This window comes from Pseudomonas sp., assembly GCF_040514055.1.
Classification (GTDB): domain Bacteria; phylum Pseudomonadota; class Gammaproteobacteria; order Pseudomonadales; family Pseudomonadaceae; genus Aquipseudomonas.
The window spans coordinates 16,201-36,801 of record NZ_JBEVDL010000056.1; the positions used below are offsets into that span (position 1 = coordinate 16,201).

Below are 20,601 nucleotides of genomic sequence, written 5' to 3' on the forward strand. Positions count from 1 at the left end.
ACTCCCACGAGGGGTCGAGTCCAACACTGGGCATCTTGGGAGCGAAGGGAACAAATATCGACATACATGTCAGCAACGTCGCAACTACACAGCCTACGTCAGCGAGCTTCCCCCATACCCTCATACGCGTCCCTAACTCCATTCAAATTCACTGAGAAATTGGTTGCTGACTTACGTGTCCATGCTCATTTTTCCAGGTAACCCTTGAGCAGTCTGCTTACGCCGCTACACGATGCTCCTGGCCCCGCGCGTTTAAATCGACCGCCGCTCGCTGGCACTGTTCGGTTGTGCCCGATTTAGGTAAGCCCATGACAATGGCTGGCGTGGCCTCAGCGGTCAAGGCGGTCCTGCAGTCGACCAGGCGGCCTGCGCCTGGCTCCTGGAGGATAACCGTGGGCGAATGACCGTCCGGCATACGCCGCCAGCGCTTATGGAACCTTGATTCAACCTGGCCGTTAGGGAACCACCCAGTTGCAAGCCTGCGCCTGGCGCTATGGCAGAACGACATCCACCACGGCTGGGCGATTATTTTCCATAGGCCTGGGTCTGCGGGACACCTAGGCTCCTGATGTGCCCAGCAACCATTCCTTGAATGCATTCATGGCGCCCGTCTCGGGCCTCGATTGCAATCGTGTCAGCCAATAGCTGCCGGTGTTGAGCTCGAGGGCGAAGGGTTGCCGGATCAAGTCGGCGTCCAGTTGACGTCTGAACATCAGGGGGGGCGCCAAGGCCACGCCGGCCCCTTGTAGCGCCGCTTCCATCATGGCCAGCGACGAATCGAAGACGATGCTGCGCGGCAACCGGGTATCGGCCGGCAAACCCGCCGCCTGCAACCACTGAGGCCACTCCTCGGTCCGGTAGGAGCGCAGCAAGGTCTGACTTAGCAGCGCCTCGGGCGTGCGCAACTGCGTGGCCAGTTCCGGCACACAGAGCGCCGTCAGCGGGGCCTCGAGCACGTGCAGGGCCTCGGTGCCATGCCAGGCGCCCGCGCCGAACCGAATTGCGTAGTCCAGGCCTTCGGCGGCGACGTCCACCCGATTGTTGTGGGTCGACAGGCGCAAGTCGATAAAGGGATGTTTGGCCTGAAAGTCCGGCAGGCGCGGCATCAACCACCCTACGGCAAAGGTGCCCACCGCCCCCACGCTCAGCACCTCCCGGGAATGCCCGCCCTCGAAGCGCGCCAGGGTCAGGGCGATGCGGTCGAAGCTGTCACGCAGCACGGGCAGCAGGGTTTCGCCTTCATGAGTCAGCATCAGGCCACGGGGCAGACGCCGGAACAACTGGACCTGCAATTGGGCTTCGAGGCCCTTGACCTGATGGCTCACCGCGGCCTGGGTGACACAGAGTTCGATGGCCGCGCGGGTGAAACTCAGGTGCCGCGCCGACGCTTCGAAAGCCCGCAGGGCGTTAAGCGGTAAATGCGAGCGAAGCATGCTGACCCCCTAATTATTCTAGTGGCTCGTTCGAGAATTGATGCGTTGTCGCTCAGCCCCGGACCGCCTAGAGTTCGCTCCGGCGTGACCCCAGCCAACGCCTGACTAAACCCGGCAGCGCCCGGCTGACGGTCTACTCTAGAGGCTCCGACGGCGCGCCGCTCGAATCGGCCGCTGAAAAAGGAATGTTCACCATGGCAAAAATGGCCCAGCCCCGCCCGCAGCGAATTGCCGCGCTCGCCCTGACCCTCGTCGCGAGCGGAGGCCTATTCGCCGCCGAGCCCCCAAACAAATTGGGGGCAGCAGTGGATGCGGCAATTCGCCCGGTGATGCGCGAATACGCCATCGCGGGTATGGCGGTGGCGGTGACCGTCGAAGGGCAACCGTACTATTTCGACTACGGTGTCGCTTCTCGCCAGAGCGGCCAGGCAGTCACCCGCGACACTTTGTTCGAGCTGGGCTCGATCAGCAAAACCTTTACCGCGACCCTCGCCGCCTACGCCCAGGCAACGGGTAGGCTGTCGTTGTCAGCCCCGGCCAGCCAGTACTGGCCAGCGCTGCGCGGCAGCCATTTCGACCGCATCAGCCTGCTCGACCTGGGCACCTACACCGCTGGAGGCCTGCCCTTGCAGTTCCCCGCGGCGGTGGCCGATCCGCAGCACATGCTCGATTACTACCGCCACTGGCAGCCCACCTACCCAGGTAGCACGCAGCGACTCTACTCGAACCCCAGCATCGGCTTGTTCGGGTATCTGGCCGCGAAAAGTCTTAACGAACCCTTCACTACGCTGATGGAACAAACCCTATTCCCGCGATTGGGCCTGACCAATACTTTCATTCAGGTTCCCACCGAGCGGATGGGCCACTATGCGCAAGGCTACGACAGGCAGGATCAACCCACCCGGGTCAACCCCGGGCTACTGGATGCCGAGGCCTATGGGGTAAAAGCCAGCGCTGTCGACCTGCTGCGGTTTGTCGAGGCCAACCTCGACCCGACGGCGTTGGAACAACCGCTGCAACAGGCGATCGCGACCACGCAGACGGGCTATTACCAAGTAGGCAAGATGACCCAGGGGCTGGGCTGGGAACGCTACCCCTATCCGGTCAGCCTGGACCAGTTGGTGGCGGGCAACTCCGCGGAAATGGCACTGCAGCCACAGCCGATCCATCGGCTGCAACCGCCGCAGTCGCCGCCAGCGCAGGTGTGGATCAACAAGACCGGCTCGACCAATGGGTTTGGCGCCTACGCCGCCTTTGTGCCAGCCCGACGCATCGGCATCGTCATACTGGCCAATAAAAACTACCCCAATGCCGCGCGGGTGACAGCCGCCCATGCCATCCTGGCGGTGCTGGAGCCGACGTCGGCGGGTGCTACCCCCTGAGATGAGCAGAGGCGCGAGCACGCCCGGTTGCCGCTCTCGGCGCGGTGCAGCGACGCTGGCGGAGCCATCGCCAAATCGGTTGCACCGCCTTCCGAGTTGCCCCGGAAAGTGATATCACTACGCGATTCGGCGCGTAGATCGCGCCACCGCCCAGTTGAGATCACCACGATGCAGCGTACCTTGCTGGTATTCGCACTACTGTGGAGCGCCGTCGCCGCAGCCACCGAGTATCCGGCGGCCAGCGCCGAACAGCGCGCGCAGCGAATCGACGAGTACACCGCATCCTGCGTGACCGGCGTCGAGGCGGTACCCGACCTGCGTGCGCTTTACAGCCATGCGACCGTGCAAGCCTATTGCACCTGCCGCCAACGCTACAGCGCCGACGTACTGGCGCAGGCCGCGAAAAAAGACCAGCGCGGCAAGGCCGTGGAAGACCGAATGAACGCCTATGCCGAAGCCAAATGCACCTATGTACTGGTGCAACAGCTGGAGCACGAATAACGCTGTCCTGATCGTCAGATATTCGCCAACTATTCAACGCTACCGCCCTAAAGTCCATGCCCGACTCTAAACAACGCTCCCTGCTCAAGCTGTACCAGGCCATGCCCACTGCGGACATCGAACGCCGCGTGGAAGTCGGCCAGTTGACACCCCAGGCCCAGGTCATCGCCCAACAGGTGCTGCAGGCCCGGGCCACTGCCGAGGTCGCCACGCCAGTGGTTGCCCGGGAGAGGCCGGCCCCTCGCCGTAAACATACAGCCACTATCATCGGCTCGCTGATTGCCAGCAGCCTGGTCGCAGTGGGCTTGACCTACCTTCTGGACCCGCAGCACTTGGCCATCACGGTGTGCGTGGCGCTGGCGATAGCCGCAACCATCGTCGGTAAACTCTGGCCACGCCTGGGTCTGGTGCTGGGTTGGGGGTTGTGCTTGACCCCGGTCTGGTTAGGCGGCTTTTTGTGGTATGCGGGCGCCCTGACGATGAAGCACGGTGATTTCAAGCCGTTGGAGGCGATCATCGCTTGGATCATGCTGATCATCTTTTCCGTACTGGGCTGGGCGTTCGGCGCAACCCTGCGCTATGGCGCGCGGCACACCGGCTCCTGGGAACAGCTGGAGCAGGAACTGGGCGAGCAACACGAGAAAACCCGCGAAGTTATGGCCAAACGCTAAGCCACTGCCCGCCGACACGGCGCCTCGACGTCACCCCGGGTGACAGCTTTTCACACCGATATATAACCATGTTTCCTTTTTCGGTACCCAATCCAACGCAGGCCTCATAAAGTGGCACGCCTGGAATGACTGCGCTGCGGCGGTGCTACCGAAAGTCACAGACCCATCCACGCCCAACCAAAGGCCGTGGCGGACTGGATAACTATCGGTTAAAAAACTGCCCCAACTTACAACAGCGCGACAAGCGCTTTAACCCAGGCGCCACTTAAGGGTCGCTGCGCGTGGCCGGCCTGGTTTCTGCAAGCGGGCAGCGTCGTTCTTCTCTTCGTTCAACCTGCAAAGGAGTGTGCTGTGATCAAGCCCCTAGCCGTCGCCGTCAGCCTGGCGAGCGCCCTGCTCTCGACCCCGGGCCTCGCCTATCAGTATGGCGAACACGCCGATCAAACCCTGGACAGCCTGATCCACGACTTTCCGGGCCGCTACCGTGACACCCAGAACTTTGTGGGCGCCGCCAACCTGATGCAAGCGCAGATGGGCAGCGGTTACCAGTTAAGCCGCCAGGATTTCAGCTGGACCCGCACCGATGGTACTCAGGCCGCGTCGCAGAACGTGCTGGCCTATGCACCGGGCAGCAGCGAGCAATTTCTGGTGGTCGGCGCCCACTTCGACACCTACTACGGCCGGCCCACCTTGCAGGGCCTGGATGACAACGCCTCGGGTGCGGCGGTGCTGACCGAAATCGCCCGCAACCTGAGCGGCATCGAGCTGGAACACGGCCTGTCGCTGGTCGGCTTTGGCGCCGAGGAAGAAGGCCTGCGCGGCTCTCGTGCCTATGTCGAGTCCCTGGACGCACAACAACGCGCCAACCTGCTGGGCATGATTAACCTCGACAGTTTGATTACCGGCGACCTGATGTACGTCCATGCCGGCCAGAACAGCACGGCCAACCCGGCCCTGGCCGTGCTGCGCGAACGCACGCTGAGCATTGCCAAGGAATTGGGCATCGAGCTGCAGACCAACCCCGGCCTCGACCCCGAGTACCCGGCGGGCACCGGCTGCTGCAGCGACGGTGAAAGCTTCGAGGCGCTGGAGGTGCCGATCATTTATGTCGAGGCCACCAACTGGGAACTGGGCGACCTGGACGGCTACCAGCAGACCGACAACCCCGCCATCCCCGGCGGCTCCACCTGGCACGATCCGGCGGAAGACAATGAAGCGGTGCTCACCGCCGCACTGGGCCAGGCGCGCATCGACCAGCGCTTGCGCGACTATTCGCGCCTGCTCACCCGCCTGGCGCTGGAGGTGACCAATGCCGACCTGCTGGCCTCGGCCCGCTCCGGCGGCGCGCTCGCGCGCAACCTGCAGGACAACCTGCAACGCCAGCACCTGGCCCTGACCCGCCTGCACGACCGCCGTTGGCTGACCCTGCAAGCGGCCAGCCGCGAGGTCGGCAGTTTCGACGGCGAACTGGGCGCCGAGGGCGAATTCGCCCCGGACAGCGGCTTCGATCAGACGCCCCACCCCGAAGCGCGCAACTTTGGCCTGCATGCCCTGGCCGACTACCAGCTGAGCCGGGAACTGAACCTCGGCGCCAGCCTGAGCTACCGCAACGGGCGCGACAAACTCGAACACGGCGGCAAGGTCGAGAACGACAGCTGGCAGCTGGGCGTTTACGCCCTGCTCAATGATGGCGGGCCCCTCTGGGCGGCCGGTGAGCTGGCGGCTGGCTACAGCGACTTCGACAACGAACGCGCGCTGTACCTGCAAGCCAACGGCGGCCCGGTGCTGCTCGACGAGCGCCTGTCCAGCGATACCGAGGCCCTGACCCTCAGCGCCCGGGTGGAAACCGGCTACGACTTCGATTTCGGTGCCCTGCGCAGCGGCCCACTGGTGGGATTGGACTACAGCCATTCGCGTATCGACGGATTCGACGAAGCATCGCCGCGGCGCACCGCCCTGGAGTACGACGAGCAGCGCTTCGATTCGCTGGAAGCCAGCCTCGGCTGGCGCCTGCGCGGTACCCTGGCATTGCCCGGCGGCATGAGCCTGCAGCCGTACGGCAACCTGCGTTGGGTCAAGGAGCTGGGCGATGGACGCCTGGACGAGCTGGACCTGATCAGCCAAGGCGATGGCCGGCTGCGGGTGGCGCAACTGGGTTCGGTGGACAAGGACTTCGGCCGCGCACAACTCGGCGCGCAATGGGCGATCACCCCGCAACTGGGGGTGTTCGCGGAAGTGAACAGCCGCTTTGCCCATGACGAGGGCGAGCAGACCGGCTATTCCCTGGGCGCCCAGTGGTTGTTCTGACGGGGCGGACCGCCAGCGCTTGAACGCGCCGGCGGGTGCTTCGCAACACCGCCCTACGGCTGCGCAAGCAAGGCCGTAGGGCGGCCTCGGCGCGCTGTTCAGCGCCAGCCCGACAGCCCGTCATCCGGCGTCCTGACGCCTTCGGTGTACGGCCTTCGGCGAGTACAGCCTACTTATCGGGTGCGCCGGATGCCCGCAGGCGTCGCGGGCATGGCTCGGCGCGCCCGCCTGCTCCTACCCCCGACACTCAGGCCCCTCGACCACGGCGTTTCAGACCAACCGTTTCTGATAAAAGAAACGCGTATGCGTCGGTGGGAAATCATCGAGCTGCCCAAATGCGCTGAATCCGTGTTTTTCGTAAAACCCAGGCGCCTGAAAGTCGAAGGTATCGAGCCAGATGCCGACGCAGCCTTTTTCACGGGCCAGCGCTTCGGCCTTCGTCATCAACCGCGAGCCTATCCCCTGCCCACGTGTCTGTTCGGGTATGGCGAGCAACTCGATAAATAACCAGCGGTAAAAGATATCGCCGTACAGGCCGCCGATGATTTCGTCGCTGTGCTCGTCGCGGACCAGCAGGGCCAAGGTTTCCGGTTTTGCCTCGCCCGCCCGGGCCACGTTATGCGCCCGCAAGGGCCGGAGGATCGCCAGGCGTTCCTCGTCGCCGGGGTTAACCGTCAGTTCGATACGAGCGCTCATTCCCTTTCCCTGTAGACAGTTGGATGGACGCCAAGGGTACCAAGAGGTCGCGCGCCAGGGCAGCCGCGCACCGGGGCCGCCCCGTGTCTCAGTCGGCTTTTTTGGTGAAGACGTAGAACAGATTGGGTTCGCTGACCAGGTACAGGGTACCGGCCTCGTCCATGGCCAGGCCTTCGGCCTGGGGCACGCCTTTACGCAGGCCCTGTTGGCCGGCGAGCAGCGACAGGCTGCTGATCGGCTTGCCCTTGGCGTTCATCTCGATGACCAGCCGCGACTCGTCGGACAGTGCCAGCAGGTGTCCACTGCCTTCGTCGAACTGCAGGCTGGACAGGTCGCGCACGAACAACGCGGCATCACGCTTGGGATTATCGACCACGTGCACGGCAAAGGGGGTGTCCGGGTTGCTGTCGGGAAAGCCGTGGATCTCGTAGATGCGCACCGGGTCGCGCTCCTTGGCCACGAACAGGCGCTTGCCCAGGCTGTCGTAGGCCAGGCCTTCGAAACCCTTGTTGCCGTTCATGCCGATCCCCAGGGTCAGTTGCTCGGCGGCAGCCGCGTCGATCGTCGTGGTGCTGGCGTCCACGCGGATCTTGATCAACCGTTGCAGCCGCTCGTCGGCAATCACATAGACACCCGGGCTGATGTATTCGATGGCTTCCGGGTCGCCGAAGCCGACCAGGGGAATCTTGCGCAGGACCTGTCCTTCCAGCGACAGCTCGACCAGATGCGGCAGCTTGTTGGTCACGCTGAACAGGCTCTTGCGGTCCGGATCATAGGTCAGCGCCGACAGGTCGGCGTCGAGGCCGGCGATAGGCTGCGCTTCACGCTGCACCTCGTAGTCCGGCAACCAGATCGACCGCTCGCGCCATTGCACGGCGTAGCGGCCCTCCTGCAGGCCGAACCAGACCCGCTCGAACAGGCGGAATTCCTGGCCCGCCAGTGCCAAGGCCCCCAGGACCAGCAGCAACAGCAGCACCACCAGGTGTTTAACGGTCAGCACGACACGCATTACGAAGGACTCACAGGTTCAAGGGCAAGGAACGGGCAGGTTAGCGAAGGGGACTGAATCCAAACTGAACGCCGTGGCAGGCGCAGCGTTCAGCGCACCTCGAGCGGCGCGCTAACCTTGGCCAGCGGTACACTCAACGGCGCCTGGGAATCCTTGTGAAAGACATAGAAGAGGTTAGGCTCGCCCACCACGTAGATATTGCCGGCCGTGTCCATGGTCACCCCCTCGGCCTGCTTGATCGCCTGCTCGAGGCCATTGAGGCCACCGATCAGGCTGATAAAGCTCACCGGTTCGCCTTGTTCGTCCAACTCCAGCAGCAGTCGCGATTCGTCCGACAGCACCAGGGTATGTCCCGTGCGCGGGTCCACCGTCAGGGATGACATGTCGCGAATAAACAGGTGCGCGGACGGCAGTGGCGTCATCACGCCGGCCGCACCGCCCGCGTCGGGGAACGGCACGCTGAACAGGCCCATGGGACTGCGCTCACGGGCCAGGATCAGGCGCTGGTTGCGCTCGTCCCAGCCGATGCCTTCGAAGCCCTTGTTGCCCGCCTCGGCAAAGCCCAGGTCGAAGCGCGGCAGCCCGCGGGCGTCGATTCGCGTGTCGTCATCCGCCAGCTCGAAGGTGGTGAGCTGCCGGCTACGCTCGTCGATGATGGAAATCCGCCCATCGCCCATGACTTCGACCCCCTCGGGGTCGGCGAAGCCCAGCAGTTCGATACGCCGCAACACATCGCCTTGCACGGATAACTCGACCAGCAACGGGTGTTTTCCGGTGACCGTGAACAGGGTGCCGGTGACCGGATTGAAGGTCAGCCCGGAGGTCTCATCGTCTTCCAACCCAACCAGGGGCTTGCCCTGCAGCACCGCGCGGTAACCCGGCAGCCAGATGCTGGCGTCGCGCTGGTCGGCGGTTGCGCCTTGTTCCTTGAACCAGAAGGAGACCCGATCTTCCCAATGCAGGTAGTGAATCAACACGCCCGCACCGATCAGCAGCACAACACCGAGCAGGGCCAACGGACGGAGCAGGAAGGCAATCGACAAGGTCATGGATGTGATGACTCGAGAAGACGAGGGGCCTTACGGCTGCAGGACGCCAGACGCAAAGGGAACAAGATCGGCCATCATGCGCCCACCGGAGCGGGTAAGACCACTCATGTCGCGGCAAGTGCCCGATCAAACCACCCGAGTGTCGAACCGCGTGTGCCCGAGCAACTCCAGCACCAGCTCATCGCCACTGTTCAGTGGCCCGACCCCCGCTGGGGTGCCGGTCAGCAACACGTCGCCGGCCTGCAAGCTGAAATGACCGCACACGTGCTGGATCATCAGCAGTATGGGATGCAGCATGTCACGGCTATTGCCGTCCTGGCGCACCTCGCCATTGATCGTCAGGCGGATTCCCAGGTCCGTCACGTCCTCGACCGCATCACCCGGAACAAAGGGCGCCAGCACACAGGCACCGTCGAAGGCCTTGGCGATTTCCCAGGGCAGGCCCTTCTCCTTGAGCCGCGCCTGCACGTCGCGCAAGGTCAAGTCCAGCGCAGGGGCAAAACCGGAGATCGCATCGCGGATTTCCTCCGGGCTCGGGTTGCGCGACAACGGCTTGCCGATCAGTACCGCGATCTCCGCCTCGTAATGCACCACGCCGCGGTCCTGGGGAATGCAGAAGCCACCGTCCAGGGGCACCACGCAACTGCCCGGCTTGATAAACAGCAGGGGCTCGCTGGGCAGCGGATTGTTCAATTCCTTGGCATGCTCGGCGTAATTACGCCCGATGCACACCACCTTGCCCAGGGGAAAGTGGATATGGGTACCGTCGCTGTACTGGTGCTGGTAGCTCATTCGGAACTCCTGGGTAGCTCAATGATGGAAAATGCTGTGCGGTTCTCCACCCTACAACACTTAAGAAGTGCGGTTTAAAGCCTCGCGAGCGAAGGCCAGGCTAGGCGGCGTGGCCGGGGTATACGGTTGCGCCAACAACGCCTGACGCGCGAAGCCCGCAGCAGATTTAAACCGGGAAAATCTTGCCGGGATTCATGATGCCGTTCGGGTCAAACACCGCCTTGATCGCCCGCATACAGGCGATCTCCTCGGGCGAGCGGCTGTAGGTCAGGTAATCGCGTTTGGTCATGCCCACGCCGTGCTCGGCGGAAATCGAGCCGTTGTATTTCTGCACCGTTTCGAACACCTGGGTGTTGACCCCGGCGCAGATGGCGAAGAACGCGTCCTTGGTCAGGTGCTCGGGCTTGAGGATATTCAGGTGCAGGTTGCCGTCGCCGATATGGCCGAACCAGATGATCTCGAAGTCCGGATAACGCTCGCCGACGATACGATCGATATCGTGCAAAAAGGCCGGCACCTGGGCCACGGTCACCGAGATATCGTTCTTGTAGGGCGTCCAGTGGGAAATGGTCTCGGAGATGTATTCGCGCAGTTTCCACAGGTTCTGCAGTTGCTGCTCGCTCTGGCTCATCACTCCGTCCACCACCCAGCCCTGCTCCACGCAGTGTTCGAAGGTGGCCAGCGCCTCGTTCGCCACCTCCTCGGTGGTCGCTTCGAACTCCAGCAGGGCGTAGAAAGCACAATCGCTGTCGAAGGGTGCCGGCACGTCGCCCCGGGCCAGGACCTTGGCCAGCGCCTTGTCGGAGAAGAACTCGAAGGCGGTCAGGTCGAGTTTGCCCTGGAAAGCATGCAGCACCGGCATGATCGAATCGAAGTCCGGCGTGCCCAGGACCATGGCGGTGAGGTTCTTCGGCGCCCGGTCCAGGCGCATGGTCGCTTCCACGACAAAACCCAGGGTGCCCTCGGCACCGATAAACAGCTGGCGCAGGTCGTAGCCGGTGGCGTTCTTGATCAAGCCCTTGTTCAGTTCCAGCAGTTCGCCGGTGCCGGTCACCACTTTCAATCCGGCCACCCAGTTGCGGGTCATGCCGTAGCGGATCACCTTGATGCCACCGGCATTGGTGCCGATATTGCCGCCCAGCTGGCTGGAGCCGGCCGAGGCGAAGTCCACCGGGTAATACAAGCCCTGCTCGGCGGCATAGGCCTGCAGCTGCCCGGTGACCACACCGGGCTGGCAAACCACGCAGCGGTCGAACGCGTTGAAGTCGAGGATCTGGTTCATGTAGTCGAAGGCCACCACCACTTCACCATGGGCGGCCACGGCCGCGGCCGACAGACCCGTACGGCCACCGGAGGGCACCAGGGCCACCTGCCGGGTATTGGCCCAGCGGACGATGGCCTGGACCTGCTCGATGCTCTTGGGAAAGGCGATGGCCAGGGGTGCCGGGGCGAAGTGCTTGGTCCAGTCCTTGCCGTAGGTGGCCAGCGCGTCGGCATCGGTCAGCACCTTGCCGGGCTCAACCAGGGACTTCAGTTCTTCGATCAAGGCAGACTGGGTCATCTCGGGAACTCTCAAACGATTCATGGTCACCCTGAGCACGCTTCATCGGCCAGGGGTGGGCGTTTCGCGGGGCTCGTATGCTAGCATACGCCCCCCCTGAATCGTGCGTTTCGACCGATCCAGGCGGCCGGCGCCGTGCCGGTCCGGCCAGCCCGCGCTGTCCGCTTCCCTGACATTTTACTGGGATTACAGGTACGCAGATGAGCAAGACCTCTCTCGACAAGAGCAAGATCAAGTTCCTTCTTCTCGAAGGTGTCCACCAAAATGCCGTGGATACCCTGAAGGCGGCCGGCTACACCAATATCGAATACCTGACGGGTTCCCTGCCGGAAGCCGAATTGAAGGAAAAGATCGCCGATGCCCACTTTATCGGTATCCGCTCACGTACCCAGTTGACCGAGGAAATCTTCGACTGCGCGAAGAGGCTGGTCGCCGTCGGTTGCTTCTGCATCGGCACCAATCAGGTCGACCTGGACGCTGCCCGTGAGCGCGGCATCGCCGTGTTCAATGCGCCCTACTCCAACACCCGTTCGGTGGCGGAACTGGTCTTGGCCGAAGCCATCCTGCTGTTGCGCGGCATTCCGGAAAAAAACGCCTCCTGCCACCGCGGTGGCTGGATCAAGAGCGCCGCCAACTCGTTCGAGATCCGCGGCAAGAAACTCGGCATCGTCGGCTACGGCTCGATCGGCACCCAATTGTCGGTGCTGGCCGAAGGCCTGGGCATGCAGGTGTTCTTCTACGACGTGGTGACCAAGCTGCCACTGGGTAACGCTACCCAGGTCGGCAAGCTGCATGACCTGCTCGGCCTGGCCGACATCGTCACCCTGCACGTGCCGGAATTGCCGTCCACCCAGTGGATGATGGGCGAGAAGGAAATCCGCGCCATGAAAAAGGGTAGCATCCTGATCAACGCCGCCCGTGGCACCGTGGTCGAACTGGACCATCTGGCCGCTGCGATCAAGGACCAGCACCTGATCGGTGCCGCCATCGACGTCTTCCCCGTCGAGCCCCGCTCCAACGACGAAGAGTTCGCCAGCCCGCTGCGCGGCCTGGACAACGTGATCCTGACCCCGCACATCGGGGGTTCGACCGCCGAAGCCCAGGCCAATATCGGCCTGGAAGTGGCGGAGAAGCTGGTCAAGTACAGCGACAACGGCACCTCGGTGTCCTCGGTCAACTTCCCCGAAGTGGCGCTGCCAGCCCACCCGGGCAAGCATCGCCTGCTGCACATCCACCAGAACATTCCGGGCGTGATGAGTGAGATCAACAAGGTGTTCGCCGACAACGGCATCAACATCTCCGGGCAGTTCCTGCAGACCAACGACAAGGTCGGCTATGTGGTGATCGACGTCGACGCCGATTACTCCGACCTGGCCCTGGAAAAACTCCAGCAGGTGCACGGCACCATCCGTAGCCGCGTGCTGTTCTAGGACACGCTCGGTGGGGTTGCGAGGGAGGCTGCGGCCTCCCTTTTTTATGCCCGTCCGTTCCCCCCGGGTTTGCCCGGACCACCTGGCTCTGCTAGTGTCGCGCCCGTTCCAGACCGCCGAGATAGCCGCCATGGCCCGCAAGAAAGCCGCCTTAGACTTCGAACAATCGCTCACCGACCTGCAAGTGCTGGTCGAACGCCTGGAAAATGGCGAGCTGTCGCTGGAGGATTCCTTGACCGCGTTCGAACAAGGCATCCGCCTGACCCGTGACTGCCAGGCGGCCCTGGCCCAGGCCGAACAGAAGGTGCAGGTCCTGCTCGAGCGCGACGGCGAACTGCAAGAGGCACCTTTCGAAACGGACAACGAAGCATGATCGCGGCCTATCAGCGCCAGTGCCAACAGCGCGTCGATGCCGCCCTGGCACCGCTGTTCCAGGCGCCCCGCGACGAACTGACGCGCCTGTACCACGCCATGGGCTACAGCGTGGTCAATGGCGGCAAACGCATCCGCCCGCTGCTGGTCTATGCCGCCTGTGAAGCGCTGGGTGGCGAGCCGGCGCGGGCCGATGCTGCCGCGTGCGCGGTGGAACTGATCCACGCTTATTCATTGGTGCACGACGACCTGCCGGCCATGGACGATGACGACCTGCGCCGCGGCCAACCCACCACCCACAAAGCCTTCGACGAAGCCAGCGCAATCCTCGCCGGCGATGGCCTGCAGAGCCTGGCCTTCGAGGTGCTGGCCGATTCCCCGGGCCAGGATGCCGAACTGCGCCTGCAAATGATCCAGTGCCTGGGCCGCGCCGCCGGCCCGGCCGGCATGGTCGGCGGCCAGGCCATCGACCTCGGTTCGGTGGGCCTGAAACTCGACCGCCGGGCGCTGGAAGTCATGCACCGGCACAAGACCGGCGCCCTGATCGAAGCCAGCGTGCGCCTCGGCGCTCTGGCCAGCGGACGTGCCAACAATGCCAGCCTGGAGGCGCTGCAGCGGTATGCGCAAGCCGTGGGCCTGGCCTTCCAGGTGCAGGACGATATCCTCGACGTGGTAAGCGATACCCAGACCCTGGGCAAACGCCAGGGCGCCGATATCGCCCGCGACAAACCCACCTACCCGGCGCTGCTCGGCCTGGAACCGGCCAAGGCCTATGCCTTGGAACTGCGCGACCAGGCCCTGCAGGCGGTAGAGGGACTTGGCCCGGCCGCTGAGCCGTTGCGCGCCTTGACCCGCTATATCGTCGAACGACGCAACTAGTCCACGCCACGGGGCGCGCAGCAGCGGGCAGGTTCAGGAACGCAGCGGTAGGGCAGTTTTAAGAAGCGCAGCGGTAGGGCGGACTCAGGAGCGCAGCGAACAGTCCGCCACCCATCCAACGCCCATACACCACCAATCCCCCCCTGCCGACCTACCACTCGATGCGAATCCCCTGCCCGCAGGCCCTGCGGCAAGCGGTCCCCTATCAAGCTTATTGATTCGGCCCGGACTCGGGTAAACTGCCGCATCTTTTATACCTATAACGATCTGCCTGATGCCGACGACCTTCCACGAGATTCCCCGCCAGCGCCCCGCCACGCCCCTGCTCGACCGCGCCGAAACGCCGGCCGGCTTGCGTCGGCTGGGCGAAGCGGAGCTGGAAACCCTGGCCGACGAACTGCGCCAGGACCTGCTGTACACCGTGGGGCAGACCGGCGGGCACTTTGGCGCGGGCCTCGGCGTGGTCGAGCTGACCATTGCCCTGCACTATGTCTTCGACACCCCGGACGACCGCCTGGTGTGGGACGTGGGTCACCAGGCCTACCCGCACAAGATCCTCACCGGCCGCCGCCAGCGCATGGCCAGCCTGCGGCAGAAGGACGGCATCGCCGCCTTTCCACGGCGCAGCGAAAGTGAATACGACACCTTTGGCGTCGGCCATTCCAGCACCTCGATCAGCGCGGCGCTAGGCATGGCGATCGCCGCCCGCATGCAGGGCAGCAAGCGCAAATCGGTGGCGGTGATCGGCGATGGTGCACTGACCGCTGGCATGGCCTTCGAAGCGCTGAACCATGCCTCCGATGTCGGCGCCAATATGCTGGTGGTGCTCAACGACAACGACATGTCGATCTCGCGCAATGTCGGCGGCCTGTCCAACTACCTGGCCAAGATTCTCTCCAGCCGCACCTACGCGAGCATGCGCGAGGGCAGCAAGAAGGTGCTGTCGCGCCTGCCCGGCGCCTGGGAAATTGCGCGCAAGACCGAGGAGCACGCCAAGGGCATGCTGGTGCCGGGCACCCTGTTCGAAGAGCTGGGCTGGAACTACATTGGCCCGATCGACGGCCACGACCTGCCGACCCTGATCACCACGCTGCGCAATATGCGCGACCTGGAAGGACCGCAGTTCCTGCACGTCATCACCACCAAGGGCAAGGGATTCGCACCCGCCGAGCTGGACCCGATCGGCTACCACGCCATCACCAAGCTCGAACCCCTGGCCAGCGCCAGCGACCTGGCAAACCTGCCCCAGGCGAAAAAACCTAGCGGCCCCAAATATTCCAGCGTGTTCGGCCAGTGGCTGTGCGACATGGCCGAGGCCGATCCGCGCCTGGCCGGCATCACCCCGGCGATGAAGGAAGGCTCCGACCTGGTGGCCTTCAGCGAGCGTTTCCCCCAGCGTTATTTCGACGTGGCGATCGCCGAGCAACATGCGGTGACGCTGGCGGCCGGGATGGCGTGCGAAGGCGCCAAGCCCGTGGTGGCAATCTACTCGACCTTTCTGCAACGCGCCTACGACCAGTTGATCCACGATGTGGCGGTGCAACACCTGGACGTGCTGTTCGCCATCGACCGCGCCGGCCTGGTCGGCGAGGACGGGCCGACCCATGCCGGCAGCTTCGACCTGTCCTACCTGCGCTGCATCCCCGGCATGCTGATCATGGCGCCGAGCGACGAGAACGAACTGCGCCGGATGCTCACCACCGGCTACCTGTTCGACGGCCCCGCGGCGGTCCGTTACCCCCGTGGCAGCGGCCCGAACGCGCCGATCGACAAGGGCCTGTTGCCCCTGGAAATCGGCAAGGCCCAGTTGCGCCGCGAGGGCCGCGACGTCGCCCTGCTGGTGTTCGGCGTGCAGCTGACCGAGGCCCTGGAAGTGGCCGAGCGCCTGGATGCGACCGTGGTCGACATGCGCTTCGTCAAGCCGCTGGACGAAGCCCTGCTGCGACAGGTCGCCGCCAGCCACCGACTGCTGGTCACGATCGAGGAAAACAGCATCATGGGCGGCGCCGGCAGCGCGGTCAGCGAGTTTCTGGCCGAGGAGAATCGCCAAGTGCCGATTCTTCACCTGGGCCTGCCCGATGCCTATGTCGAGCACGCCAAACCGGCACAGATGCTCGCCGAGTGCGGCCTGGACGCCGCGGGCATCGAGCGCGCCGTGCGCTGCCGTCTGGCCCTGGATGAACAGCGTTCAGGCTGAACCCGCCGACAGGTCGCTTGAATGCGCCCGCCCGCGCCCGTAAGGTGCGCGGCGGCTTAAATCTTTACCCGCTGCTGTATCCGTCCAGGTGTGCCGTCTTGTCACGAGCGGCATTAAACGGGAAGCCGGTGAGCGTGCTCCGCACGCCAGCCCGGCACTGCCCCCGCAACGGTAATCGAGCGCAGCCCGCCGGCTGCAGGCCGCCGCACACGCCACTGGGTCGACCCGGGAAGGCGCGACGCCCTGGCTCGAGAGTCCGGAGACCGGCCAGAACGGATCCACTGGTGTTGCGGAGGGCAGCACCGGCACGTGCCGCCTGGCATCCAGGCGCCGCCTGTCCTTGCCCTTCTCGAAAGCAGTCCGATCTTTTGAGGAAACCCGATGAAACTGTCCACCCTGACCCTGGCCGCCGTACTGCTGCCGGCCGCAGCCCATGCCGGCAATGCCGAGCCGCTGACCCTGACCGACACCCTGATCACCGCCAATCGCGGTGCCCAACCACGCGACGAGAGCACAGCGGCGGTCAGCCTGTTCACCCGCGCCGACATCGAGCGGCTGCGCCCGAGCAGCGTGGCGGAGTTGCTCGAACGGGTGCCCGGTGTGCAGGTGGTGCAGAACGGCGGACGCGGCAGCAACACCGGGCTGTTCCTGCGCGGCACCAACAATGGCCAGACCCTGGTGCTGATCGACGGCCAGCGCATCGGCTCGGTATCCGCTGGCTACGCCAGCCTGCAGGCCCTCAGCATCGAGCAGATCGAACGGGTCGAAGTGCTGCGCGGCTCGCGCTCGGCGCTCTATGGCGCGGACGCCATTGGCGGGGTGGTGCAGATATTCACCCGCCGCAGCAGTGGCGAGGGCTTGCAGCCGCGCCTGCGTCTGGCCGGCGGTAGCCAGGGTACCTGGGAGCGCAGCCTGGGGCTGTCCGGCGGCGATGAGCGGAGCCGTTTCAGCCTGGCTGGCAGCCTCGAGGACACCCAGGGCATCGACCGCACCGACCGTTCCTTCGCCTCCGACCAGGACCATGATGCTTACCGCAATCGCGCCCTGAGCCTCAGTGCCAGCCATCGCTTCGACGAGCGCCTGGAGGTGGGACTCAGTGCCCTCGAACAAAAGGGTAAAAGTGAGTTCGACAACCCCTTTGGTCGCGACGACGAGGCCTTCAACAGCTTTCCACAAATCCCCTCCAGCGATTTCGTCCAGAGCAGCGTCGCCGGCTACCTCGATGCCCAGTTCAACGAGCGCTGGAACAGCCGCCTGGAACTGGGCCATGCCGAGGACAAGGTGGACAGCTACGACAAGCTGTTCGCCGGCCGCGAGACGTTCAACAGCTACCGCGATTCGCTGGCCTGGCTCAACCGCGTGCAGCTCGACGAGCGGCACGAACTGTTGCTGGGCGCCGATTACCTGGAGGACAATCTGCGCAGCAGCACGGCCTACGACCAGACCGAACGCTGGAACCAGGCGGCCTTTATTCAGCACCACTACCGCGGCGAGCAGTTCAGCAGCGAGATTGGCCTGCGCCACGACCGCAATCAGCAGTACGGCAGCAGCAACACCTGGAATGCGGCCCTGACCCTGCCGCTGAACCCGGACAACAGCCTGGTGCTGTCCTATGCCGAGGGGTTTCGCGCGCCGACCTTCAATCAGCTCTACTACCCGGCCAGCCCGGTTTTCGGCGACAGCAGTAACCCCGACCTGGCACCCGAGCAATCGGACAGCTACGAGTTGCAATGGCGCAGCCGTCTTGGCGAACTCACACGCTTCGAGGCCTCGCTCTACCGCACCGAGATTCGCGACCTGATCGTCTACGACGCCAATGCCAATACCAACCAGAACGTCAGCAGCGCGCGTATCGATGGCTTCGAAGCCAGCCTCGAGCAGCAGCTGTTCGGCTGGCAAGCCAACCTGGGACTGAGCCTGATCAATCCGCGGGATCGCGACAGCGGCCACACCCTGGCCCGTCGGGCCAAGCGCACCCTGAACTTGGACCTGGACCGCCAATTCGGCGCCTGGGGTGCCGGCGCCAGCTGGCAACTGGTCAGTGCCAGCTTCGACGACGCCGGCAATCGCCGCACCCTGGGCGGCTATGGCCTGCTGGACCTGCGCGGCAGCTGGCAGGCCAGCCCGACGCTGGCCCTGGACCTGACCCTGACCAATGCGTTGGACAAGGACTACAGCCGCGCCCTGTACAGCTCGACCCCGGACAATTACGCCTATTTCGGCTACGAGGAAACCCCGCGCAGCCTGATGCTGGGCCTGACCTGGACGCCGGCGCTGTAACCCCAGGCTCGACGCAGGCATTATCGGCACGGCAAACGTAGGACGGACTCAGGAGCGCAGCGAACAGTCCGCCATAGAACGGCGCTAACGCGCCTGGGCCAGCAGTTGGCAGAGCTTTTCGGTGGCCGCCAGCATTTGAAAGCTGGGACGCTCCAGGCCGGTGTCCGGGACCACCCAGACTTGCTTGCGGCGCACCGCCTGCAACGTTGGCCAGGCTTGCCAGCCGGCCAGCAGGCCCGGGGCGCTGACCAGGATCACCGCCGGGTCGGCGTGCAGCACCGCCTCCAGGCTGACCTGCGGCGCGGGTTGGGCCAATTCATCGAAGACATTGCGCGCGCCGCACACCCGCAGCGCGTCGCTGACGATCTGCGCTCCGCCCAAGGTATAGAGCGGTACATCCCAGACCTGGTAAAAGACCCGCAGCGGTGGCTCACGATGGTAGTCGCGGCGCAGCGCCGCCATGCCCTGCACGAAATCGCGGCTGAGACGACGCCCCGCCTCGCCCCGACCGACCCGTTCGCCGATCTCGGTGAATACCCCGGCCAGCTGCGCGAGATCCCGTGGCTCGACGACCTGCAGGGTGAGCCCCAGCTGACGCAGCTGTTGCTGTTGGCCGGCGCTGATGCTGTCGGGCCAGAGCAATACCAGGTCCGGGCGCAGGGCCAGCAGGCGCTCCAGCTCGAGCTGAGCATACCGCCCCACCGAGGGCAGGTGCGCCAAGGCCGCCGGACGCTCGCCGCCGTCCAGGACCCCGACCAGTAAGGCCGCGGCCCCCAGCTCCAGCATAATCTCGCTGAGCGAGGGCGCCAGACTGACCACCCGGCGCGCCGGCTCGCCTGCCGCGGCCAACCCGCTTATCCACAGCAGCCCAACCAGCAGCAGGCAGCGCATCAGCCGAGCTGACGTGGAATGCGGTAGAGAGTCAGCAACACCAGGCTGGACAGCGCCAGCAGCACCTGGGCAATGGCATTCAAACCCACCAGTACCGCTCCCGCCGCGATCCAGGCCGGCAAGCCAGCAGCGAGAAACGCCTGGCGCCGAACACGCGCAAGCTGCATCCAGGCGGCCGGTTCGTCTGCGCTGTCCAGCGCCTTTTCGGTGGCGATCAACGCCTGCTTGAATCGGCGAAACAACGGCAGGCTGACAAACATCGAGGTCAGCGCAGCGATAAACAGCGGCATCGCCAGCACGGGCAGCAACGGCGGCGCAGTCCCCAGCAAAAGGTTGATTAAAAAAAGCGGCGCCAACGTCAGGCCCAGCTGCGCCCACCAGGCCAGCGCCAGGCGGCGGCGCAGCGCCAGGCGGGTCACACCGGCTCCTCGACCTCGCCCTGGTGCTGGTTGCCCAGCAGGTGACCGAGCTTGCCGGCCTTGGTCGCCAGGTAGTGCTGGTTATGAGGATTGTGCTGGATTTGCAGCGGCATGCGCCGAGCCACGGGAATGCCCATCTCGACCAGCGCCTTGACCTTGCGCGGATTATTGGTCATCAGGTTCAGCGAACTGATACCCAGGTGATCGAGCATCGGCAGGCAGATATCGTACTCGCGCTGATCGGCGCCAAAACCCAGACGCTCATTGGCCTCCACCGTATCGGCGCCGCCATCCTGCAGTTCATAGGCACGGATCTTATTGAGCAAGCCAATGCCGCGGCCTTCCTGCCGCAAGTACAGCAGCACGCCACGGCCCTCAAGGGCGATCGCCCGCAAGGCGGCCTCCAGCTGGAAGCCACAATCGCAGCGCAAGCTGAACAGCGCATCACCGGTCAGGCACTCGGAATGCAGGCGGCCCAGCACAGGCGCGCCATCGCTGAAATCGCCCAGGGTCAGGGCGACATGCTCACGCCCCGTAGCCTCCTCACGAAAGCCGTGCATGGTAAACACCGCGAAGGGAGTGGGCAGTTGGGAGGCGGCGACAAAGACGACGGGCACCGGGTGCTCCTGAATAGGGGAAATTTATCAGGCCAGCATTGTACCAGCAGCGCCGCCCGGCAGGTCAGGCTGAATAACCGATGATAAAGATCGAAACGAGCCCGCTCAGGGGGAA

General features: G+C 64.5%; 18 protein-coding genes and 1 riboswitch. Of the genes, 9 read left to right on the top strand and 9 right to left on the bottom strand.

Features of this window, described 5'->3' with window-relative positions; all coding sequences use genetic code 11:
* Nucleotides 1-557 precede the first annotated feature (557 nt).
* The gene (locus ABWY06_RS13075; RefSeq protein WP_353925995.1) at nucleotides 558-1,433 is read right to left on the bottom strand and encodes a LysR family transcriptional regulator; all 876 of its coding nucleotides are present in this window, start codon (nucleotides 1,431-1,433) and stop codon (nucleotides 558-560) included.
* A gap of 203 nt (nucleotides 1,434-1,636) precedes the next feature.
* Between ABWY06_RS13075 and ampC the strand changes: the two genes are divergently transcribed.
* The 4 genes from ampC to ABWY06_RS13095 all read left to right on the top strand — a co-directional run bounded on the left by ampC (nucleotide 1,637) and on the right by ABWY06_RS13095 (nucleotide 6,294).
* Complete coding sequence (gene ampC, locus ABWY06_RS13080) at nucleotides 1,637-2,815, top strand: class C beta-lactamase (RefSeq protein ID WP_502948198.1); 1,179 nt, start codon at nucleotides 1,637-1,639, stop codon at nucleotides 2,813-2,815.
* A 168-nt stretch (nucleotides 2,816-2,983) separates the two neighbouring features.
* On the top strand, nucleotides 2,984-3,316 hold the full coding sequence (locus ABWY06_RS13085) for a hypothetical protein (protein ID WP_353925997.1): 333 nt from the start codon (nucleotides 2,984-2,986) through the stop codon (nucleotides 3,314-3,316).
* 56 nt (nucleotides 3,317-3,372) lie between these two features.
* Entirely contained in the window at nucleotides 3,373-3,987 is a 615-nt protein-coding gene (locus tag ABWY06_RS13090) for a hypothetical protein (protein WP_353925998.1), read from the top strand.
* A gap of 351 nt (nucleotides 3,988-4,338) precedes the next feature.
* Complete coding sequence (locus ABWY06_RS13095; RefSeq protein WP_353925999.1) at nucleotides 4,339-6,294, top strand: autotransporter domain-containing protein; 1,956 nt, start codon at nucleotides 4,339-4,341, stop codon at nucleotides 6,292-6,294.
* Between the two features lie 270 nt (nucleotides 6,295-6,564).
* Here the strand turns inward: ABWY06_RS13095 and ABWY06_RS13100 are convergent, their stop codons facing one another.
* The 5 genes from ABWY06_RS13100 to ABWY06_RS13120 form a co-directional block, all read right to left on the bottom strand.
* Nucleotides 6,565-6,990: a GNAT family N-acetyltransferase gene (locus tag ABWY06_RS13100; protein WP_353926000.1), complete on the bottom strand. Its 426-nt coding sequence runs from the start codon at nucleotides 6,988-6,990 to the stop codon at nucleotides 6,565-6,567.
* Between the two features lie 88 nt (nucleotides 6,991-7,078).
* On the bottom strand, nucleotides 7,079-7,999 hold the full coding sequence (locus ABWY06_RS13105) for an SdiA-regulated domain-containing protein (RefSeq protein ID WP_353926001.1): 921 nt from the start codon (nucleotides 7,997-7,999) through the stop codon (nucleotides 7,079-7,081).
* 89 nt (nucleotides 8,000-8,088) lie between these two features.
* Entirely contained in the window at nucleotides 8,089-9,048 is a 960-nt protein-coding gene (locus ABWY06_RS13110) for an SdiA-regulated domain-containing protein (protein ID WP_353926002.1), read from the bottom strand.
* A 126-nt stretch (nucleotides 9,049-9,174) separates the two neighbouring features.
* On the bottom strand, nucleotides 9,175-9,840 hold the full coding sequence (locus ABWY06_RS13115) for a fumarylacetoacetate hydrolase family protein (protein ID WP_353926003.1): 666 nt from the start codon (nucleotides 9,838-9,840) through the stop codon (nucleotides 9,175-9,177).
* Nucleotides 9,841-10,006: 166 nt separating this feature from the next.
* Nucleotides 10,007-11,401 (bottom strand): D-2-hydroxyglutarate dehydrogenase, encoded by a 1,395-nt coding sequence (locus ABWY06_RS13120; RefSeq protein WP_353926004.1) that lies wholly within the window; start codon nucleotides 11,399-11,401, stop codon nucleotides 10,007-10,009.
* A 200-nt stretch (nucleotides 11,402-11,601) separates the two neighbouring features.
* On the opposite strand from ABWY06_RS13120, the gene serA reads away from it, so the two are divergent.
* The 5 genes from serA to ABWY06_RS13145 all read left to right on the top strand — a co-directional run bounded on the left by serA (nucleotide 11,602) and on the right by ABWY06_RS13145 (nucleotide 18,559).
* A complete protein-coding gene (serA, locus tag ABWY06_RS13125; RefSeq protein ID WP_353926005.1) occupies nucleotides 11,602-12,831 on the top strand; it encodes a phosphoglycerate dehydrogenase in 1,230 nt (409 codons plus the stop codon).
* A gap of 130 nt (nucleotides 12,832-12,961) precedes the next feature.
* The gene (locus tag ABWY06_RS13130) at nucleotides 12,962-13,204 is read left to right on the top strand and encodes an exodeoxyribonuclease VII small subunit (protein ID WP_353926006.1); all 243 of its coding nucleotides are present in this window, start codon (nucleotides 12,962-12,964) and stop codon (nucleotides 13,202-13,204) included.
* Nucleotides 13,201-14,082, top strand: a complete 882-nt coding sequence (gene ispA / locus ABWY06_RS13135) for a (2E,6E)-farnesyl diphosphate synthase (protein WP_353926007.1) — start codon at nucleotides 13,201-13,203, stop codon at nucleotides 14,080-14,082. The genes ABWY06_RS13130 and ispA overlap by 4 nt, the downstream gene beginning before the upstream one ends.
* A 274-nt stretch (nucleotides 14,083-14,356) precedes the next feature.
* Nucleotides 14,357-16,279, top strand: a complete 1,923-nt coding sequence (gene dxs, locus ABWY06_RS13140; RefSeq protein ID WP_353926008.1) for a 1-deoxy-D-xylulose-5-phosphate synthase — start codon at nucleotides 14,357-14,359, stop codon at nucleotides 16,277-16,279.
* A gap of 69 nt (nucleotides 16,280-16,348) precedes the next feature.
* Nucleotides 16,349-16,565: riboswitch (cobalamin riboswitch) on the top strand.
* Between the two features lie 95 nt (nucleotides 16,566-16,660).
* Nucleotides 16,661-18,559, top strand: coding sequence for a TonB-dependent receptor domain-containing protein (locus ABWY06_RS13145; RefSeq protein WP_353926009.1), 1,899 nt, complete (start codon nucleotides 16,661-16,663; stop codon nucleotides 18,557-18,559).
* 84 nt (nucleotides 18,560-18,643) lie between these two features.
* Here ABWY06_RS13145 and ABWY06_RS13150 read toward each other — a convergent pair whose 3' ends face one another.
* Genes ABWY06_RS13150 through ribA form a run of 3 tightly spaced genes read right to left on the bottom strand, consistent with a single transcriptional unit; the run spans nucleotide 18,644 to nucleotide 20,486 of the window.
* Nucleotides 18,644-19,450: a helical backbone metal receptor gene (locus ABWY06_RS13150; protein WP_353926010.1), complete on the bottom strand. Its 807-nt coding sequence runs from the start codon at nucleotides 19,448-19,450 to the stop codon at nucleotides 18,644-18,646.
* Complete coding sequence (locus tag ABWY06_RS13155) at nucleotides 19,450-19,869, bottom strand: MFS transporter (RefSeq protein ID WP_353926011.1); 420 nt, start codon at nucleotides 19,867-19,869, stop codon at nucleotides 19,450-19,452. The genes ABWY06_RS13150 and ABWY06_RS13155 overlap by 1 nt, the downstream gene beginning before the upstream one ends.
* The gene (ribA, locus tag ABWY06_RS13160) at nucleotides 19,866-20,486 is read right to left on the bottom strand and encodes a GTP cyclohydrolase II (protein ID WP_353926012.1); all 621 of its coding nucleotides are present in this window, start codon (nucleotides 20,484-20,486) and stop codon (nucleotides 19,866-19,868) included. The genes ABWY06_RS13155 and ribA overlap by 4 nt, the downstream gene beginning before the upstream one ends.
* Between the last annotated feature and the right edge of the window lie 115 nt (nucleotides 20,487-20,601).